This is a genomic window from Marseilla massiliensis (assembly GCF_016899955.1).
Lineage (GTDB): Bacteria > Bacteroidota > Bacteroidia > Bacteroidales > Bacteroidaceae > Prevotella > Prevotella intestinigallinarum.
In genome coordinates, this window is sequence record NZ_JACJJL010000050.1 from 1 (window position 1) to 5624 (window position 5624).

Genomic DNA, 5624 nt, shown 5'->3' on the forward strand with positions numbered 1-5624 from the left:
CCCCCCATTCTCATTTCCCCATGCCCCGCCGTGTCCGCCGCCCGCATGCAGCCGGAAGGCGGCCGCACAATGGCATGCACGGTGCAACAGGCAGTTGGAAACAGATTGCCGTCAGACTGGGCACAGTCATGTGAACGTATTTCAAGGCTCTGAGCCCGGGTGTGGCGCGCCATACAACCGGCTATGCCTTTGAAGACGTCTATTCAACAAAGTGCATGCCGACGGCAGCTATAGGGCGCAAGCATCAAGTGGTTTTCTGTCGGCCGGTTTGCAGCGTCTGCCTATGGGCAGTTGTCCAAAATCAATTGCCATCAATTTGTGAGCTGTTTCGGAGATGAAGGCCACAGTCTGAAGAGAGAGCGTGGCGGGCTACGCTATGGATGAGACTTTGGCATGCGGCCCGAAAGGGCACGCAATATGGCGGCAAAGATATTGAGGAAGCCTGCAAGGTCAATAGTATCGGTTGATATTGAACAGCTGCTTATGCCATTTCGCGCCGCAAAACAGCCCGTATGGCACTGCAATATGGCCCGTTTGGCAGGCCTGTACGGCCCGTTTGGCCTTGCCGGGCCGCGGCCTTTTGCAACCCGCTGCATGCCAGCCGGTTGGCCAATGCGCCTACAGCCGCCCACACCGCAGCCTAAGCGCAGGCTGCGGGGGCGTGCCGCGCCGCCGTGGCCGGGCTTATGTGTGGCTTTCGGCTGCACGTGTCGGTCTTGCCGTGCCGTCGGCAAGGGTGTGCCCCGGGTGAGCAGCTGGCGTTTCGGTCGGCGGCGGCCGACGCTTTCCCCGTTGGCCTTGGCGCCGAGGGCATCAGGCCGCCAGTGGCCACGGGGCAGTTGTCACAAGGCCCGGCGTGCGGTTGCGGCTCGTGAGTTCATGCCCCCGCCGGTGGCGCAACGGCGCCGGGAGAGGGTGTGCTGTAAGAAAAACACCATTTGTTTGCGGATTTTCACGCCATTTTTTTTGAGAATCGGAATGATTGGATTACCTTTGCAACTGTTATAGATTAAATTGAAATTATTATAGTCTGTGCCCACCCGGCATAGCCGAGTGCAGGTTTCGTAATAATGATATCACCTTGTGGCAATGGTGTTATGCCGCCAACCTTGGTTGTCAGGCCATTTATTGGCAGTTAAGCATGTAAGTACATTTATTGGGTATGTATAATATATTAAGATGTTTGTTTGGCCGATGGAGCCTCGTAAGGCGTGTCGGCAAAGGGCGTTTCTCGTATGCCGGGCCATACCATGGCGGCCACGCGAGCTACGTTTACCTTGAAACGCCGTCGGGGCGCGTCTACGACGGTCCGTTTTCCTTTTCCGGCGGGTCGATGACGGCCCGCACGCTGTTTTTCAACAGTCCCTACGACGACGGCATCATCAAGTTTGGCGGCCGTTACTCCAGGGGCCGCAAGACCGGCCGGTGGAAGTACCAGCGGCGGGGCAGGGGCTACAGCCGCCGTCTCATGGTAGACTATGTAGACGGCATCCCCGAGGGCACGGCCTGCTACATAGGCCGAGGCAACACCTACGGCATAGGGCCGCGCTCGCGTATGGTGATGCTCACGCTGTCGATGGCGGGCGGCAAGCCCGTGGGCCCCATCAGCGGCCGTTTCGGCGACTGCCCCTTCAGCGGGCAGTGCGACGCCGACGGCTATCCCGACGGCATGTGGGTTTACGGCTCCACGTCGCGCAAGCGCACGTCGGTAGACTATGAGCACTGGGAGCACGGCAAGCTGCTGGAGTCGTACACGCTCGACTTCTCTACGGGCCACAGGAGCGAGAAGGCGCCCTCGATGCTGGCCATGGTGAAAGACATCATCTGCGAAGAGTGCATGCCGCTGGTCAACTCGGTGCGCCGCAACGCAGCTGTGTGGGACGGCGACATCAAGGTGAAGGAGGCCTGAGGCAGGCCGGCGGCCGCGCGCGGCCATGAGTTTATGAAACCCCAAAAGGTTCACCAGATAAATCCAGGAGGCTTCTTAGGAGTTAAGGAGTTAGGAAGTTAAGGAGTCAAGACATTGGTTATGGGCTTGTTTTGGAGGAGGGAAACAGGAGATGGGAGTACTGACAATAGTCATGGAAACATAGCAGCTCTGGGAGCATAGGGAAAGTGTTGCAGGAAGAGATGACAGTCAAATACTATTGTCCTCTAACTCCTTGTAACTTCTTCTACCTACCTCTACCTCCATTCTTACCTCCTAAAAAGCCCCTGTGTTTATCGGGTGTTCTCCCAAAAAGGCTGAACGGGCGCCTTGGCGCATCCGTTCAGCCTTGTAAGTAGGTGTTCATAATTAATTGCCATCAAATTGTGCGCTATTTCGGAGATGCATGCCAAAGTCCGAAGAGAGAGCGTAGCGGGCTACGCGACCGATGAGACTTTGGCATGCGGCCCGAAAGAGCACACAAGATGGTGGCAGAGATATAGAGGACACCTGCAAGGTCTATTGTATCGGTTAATTTTGAACAGCTACTTATTGCCTTTGCCTTCAGCCGAGCACAAGGTGCTTCATGTGGTGGCCCCCCCAGCTGTTGGTGCCGTCGGGGCGGAACCCCACCTTTATGTACAGCCTCTCGGCGTTGGGGTTGTTGTAGTCTACCAGCAGGGCGAGCGGGCCGCATCCGCATTGTTCGGCCTTGCGGGCCGTGGCCTTGAGCAGCTCTTTGGCAATGCCCTTGCCCCGGTGGTCTGGCGCCACGGCAATCGAGTCGAGGTATAGCTCGCCGGCCTTGGTCTCTTCGGGCATGCTGCAGAAGTCGCGCCCGAAGGCCTCGCGCACCGCGTCGATGAATGGCTGGCGCAGCCGGCGCAGCTGTGCGCCGTCGTAGCTCACGCTGACGCCTATCACCCTGTCGTCGCCGTCGACGGCACAGATGGCGTTGATATAACTGTACTGTGTGTCTTGCCTCTCCACGAGCGCCGTCATCAGACGGTGGAAGTCGTCGGCCGTGTGGTCGTCGCCATGGAAGTAACGGCAGCATTCTTCCGACATTGCCTGCATTATCAGCCAGGCAATTTCCGGGGCGTCGGAAGGGCGCCCCTGTCTCAGAGTCGTCTTGCTGTGCATATATGTCAGTCGCCGCGGGCCTTAGTGCCCCCGGCGCGTTGTGCAAATTTACGCCTAACTTTCCGCCCGGCCAAGCCTTTTATTCTTTTTTATGAAATACTTTGGCGCATTACAGGCCTTTTCTTGTAACTTTGTAGCCGTAACATGCCCTGTCGGGGCGGTGCCCTTGGCCCGCCGCCGCCGGGAATAAAGGAATGAATATGGATTACAACAACGATTTTGAAATCAAGGAAGTGGCCCGCGGCACCGACATGCCGGTGGCATCGGCCCTTCCGGCGCTCATGCGCAAAGTGTATGTATGGATGACGCTGGCCCTCGTGATAACAGGCTTCACGGCCTATGCCGTGGCCACGAGCCCGGGCCTGCTCATGACCATCGTGGGCAACAGGTTTGTGTTGCTGGGGCTCATCGTGGCCGAGCTGGCGCTCGTGGTGGGCATCTCGGGTGCCATCAACAGGCTGTCGCTGGCGGTGGCCACGCTGATGTTTGTGCTCTACTCGGTCATCAACGGCGCCACGCTGTCGGTGGTGTTCCTGGCCTTCACCATGTCGTCGATAACGAGCGTGTTCTTCATCACCGCCGGCACGTTCGCCACCATGGCGCTCGTGGGCTACACCACCAAGAAAGACCTTACGTCGATGGGCCGCATGCTGTTCATGGCCCTCATAGGCCTGGTGATAGCAACCGTGGTCAACATGTTCATGCGCAGCTCGGGCCTCGACATGATTCTCAACTATGTGGGCGTGCTAGTGTTTGTCGGCCTCACGGCCTACGACACGCAAAAGATAAAGGAACAGCTCATGATGGCCGACAACATGGGCGAGGCCGCCCAGAAGGTGGCCCTCGTGGGGGCGCTGACGCTCTACCTCGACTTCATCAACCTGTTCCTCTACCTGCTGCGCATACTCGGCAAGCGCGAGTGACAACGGCACCACGGCTTTGAGCCTATGACTCTGTTTAGGTCGCTCGCGCTTGGCGCTATGCTTGTGGCGGGCGCGGCCTTTGCGAAAGCCGCCGCCCTCCGGGCCGACTCCGTAATGGAGGCGGCAAGGGGGGTGGCGGCTTATTTCATGCGCACCTGCCCCGACGTGGGGGCCGACAGCCATGTGGGCGGCAAGAGGCGCAACAGCCGCATCTGGACCAGGGGCGTGTTCTACGAGGGCCTGCTCAACATCTACCGCGAGGAGCAACGCCCCGAGTGGCTCGACTATGCACTGAGCTGGGGCGAGTTTCACCGCTGGTACAGCTGCACCGACAGCCAGGCGCGCCATGCCGACTTCCAGTGCTGCGGCCAGGCTTACCTGCAGCTGTACATGCTCGACACCACGGCCGTGGAGCGCATGAGCCACATCAAGATGCGCATCGACGCCATGATGGCCACCGACAGGGTGGACGACTGGTACTGGGTGGACGCCATACAGATGGCCATGCCCATTTTCGCCATGCTCGGCACCATCACCGGCGACGGGGCATACTGGGAGCGCATGCACGACATGTATATGTACACGCGCAACAGCCAGGGCGGCGACAGGCGCGGAGGCGGCAGCCCGCTGTTCAACGAGGCCGCCGGGCTGTGGTACCGCGACTACCAGTACGACCCGCCATACACCGACCTTGTGGAGACCGACAAAGACTGCTATTGGGGCCGGGGCAACGGATGGGTGTACATGGCGCTGGCCCGCGTGATGCAGTTTACGCCCGCCGACGAGCCCCACCGCGCCGACTATGTGGCCGACTTCAGGCGCATGAGCCGCGCCTTGCTCGAATGCCAGCGGCCCGACGGGGCGTGGGGCGTGAGCCTGGCGGCGCCGTCAAACCTCGGCGCGCCGGGCAGCGAGGGGCCCGAGATGACCGGCACGTCGCTGTTCGTGGGCGGCATGGCCTATGGCGTGCGCGTCGGACTGCTCGACAGCGCCACCTACATGCCCGCGATAAGGCGGGGGTGGGAGGCCATGCGGCGTGCCGTACACGACGACACAGGCTTTGTGGGCTATATGCAGGGCACCGGCTCGAAGCCCGAAGACGGCGGCCCGGTGACATACAACTCGGTGCCCGACTTCCAGGATTTCGGCATAGGGTGCTGGCTGTGGGGAGCAGCCGAGGTGCATGCCCTGGCCGTAAGCACCGGCGAGGGCGGCACGTCGGCAGTGGGCGGCGCGCCTGTCAGCCCGGGATGCGACGGGGCGTACTACGACCTGTCGGGGCGCAGGGTGGACAGCCCCGTGCATGGACGCATTTACATCCGCGGCGGGCAAAAGGTGGCTTACTGACGGCCGCACGGGCCCTTGCCTGACCATCCGCCAACCCGCAGGCTGGCTTCGGCACCGCCCTTGGCGCCAGGCCGGCGGCTCTCACTGGGCGTTTTCCTTTTCAATGTGTTTTACCGGCAGTTTCCTTTCACTGCATTTTTTCTAATGATTGTCCGCATCCGGGCAAATGCGGGCATTCATATATATTATATATTGTATGCCATATATTGTGCTTGATGTTTGTCAAGTGAAATATAAAAAAACGTTTTCCGGAGGCAAAAAAAACCGCGAATGTTTTGTGGTTT

At 59.8% G+C, this 5624-nt stretch carries 4 protein-coding genes; 3 read left to right on the plus strand and 1 reads right to left on the minus strand.

Going from position 1 to position 5624, the window contains the following annotated elements:
* Window positions 1–1162 precede the first annotated feature (1162 nt).
* Window positions 1163–1909, plus strand: coding sequence for a hypothetical protein (locus H6B30_RS15455; protein WP_205112169.1), 747 nt, complete (start codon window positions 1163–1165; stop codon window positions 1907–1909).
* A 582-nt stretch (window positions 1910–2491) separates the two neighbouring features.
* On the opposite strand, the gene H6B30_RS15460 is transcribed toward H6B30_RS15455, so the two are convergent.
* Complete coding sequence (locus H6B30_RS15460) at window positions 2492–3070, minus strand: GNAT family N-acetyltransferase (protein WP_205112170.1); 579 nt, start codon at window positions 3068–3070, stop codon at window positions 2492–2494.
* Window positions 3071–3270: 200 nt separating this feature from the next.
* On the opposite strand from H6B30_RS15460, the gene H6B30_RS15465 reads away from it, so the two are divergent.
* Window positions 3271–3993, plus strand: a complete 723-nt coding sequence (locus H6B30_RS15465; RefSeq protein ID WP_205112171.1) for a Bax inhibitor-1/YccA family protein — start codon at window positions 3271–3273, stop codon at window positions 3991–3993.
* A 24-nt stretch (window positions 3994–4017) separates the two neighbouring features.
* Entirely contained in the window at window positions 4018–5340 is a 1323-nt protein-coding gene (locus tag H6B30_RS15470; RefSeq protein WP_205112172.1) for a glycoside hydrolase family 88 protein, read from the plus strand.
* Window positions 5341–5624: the final 284 nt, after the last annotated feature.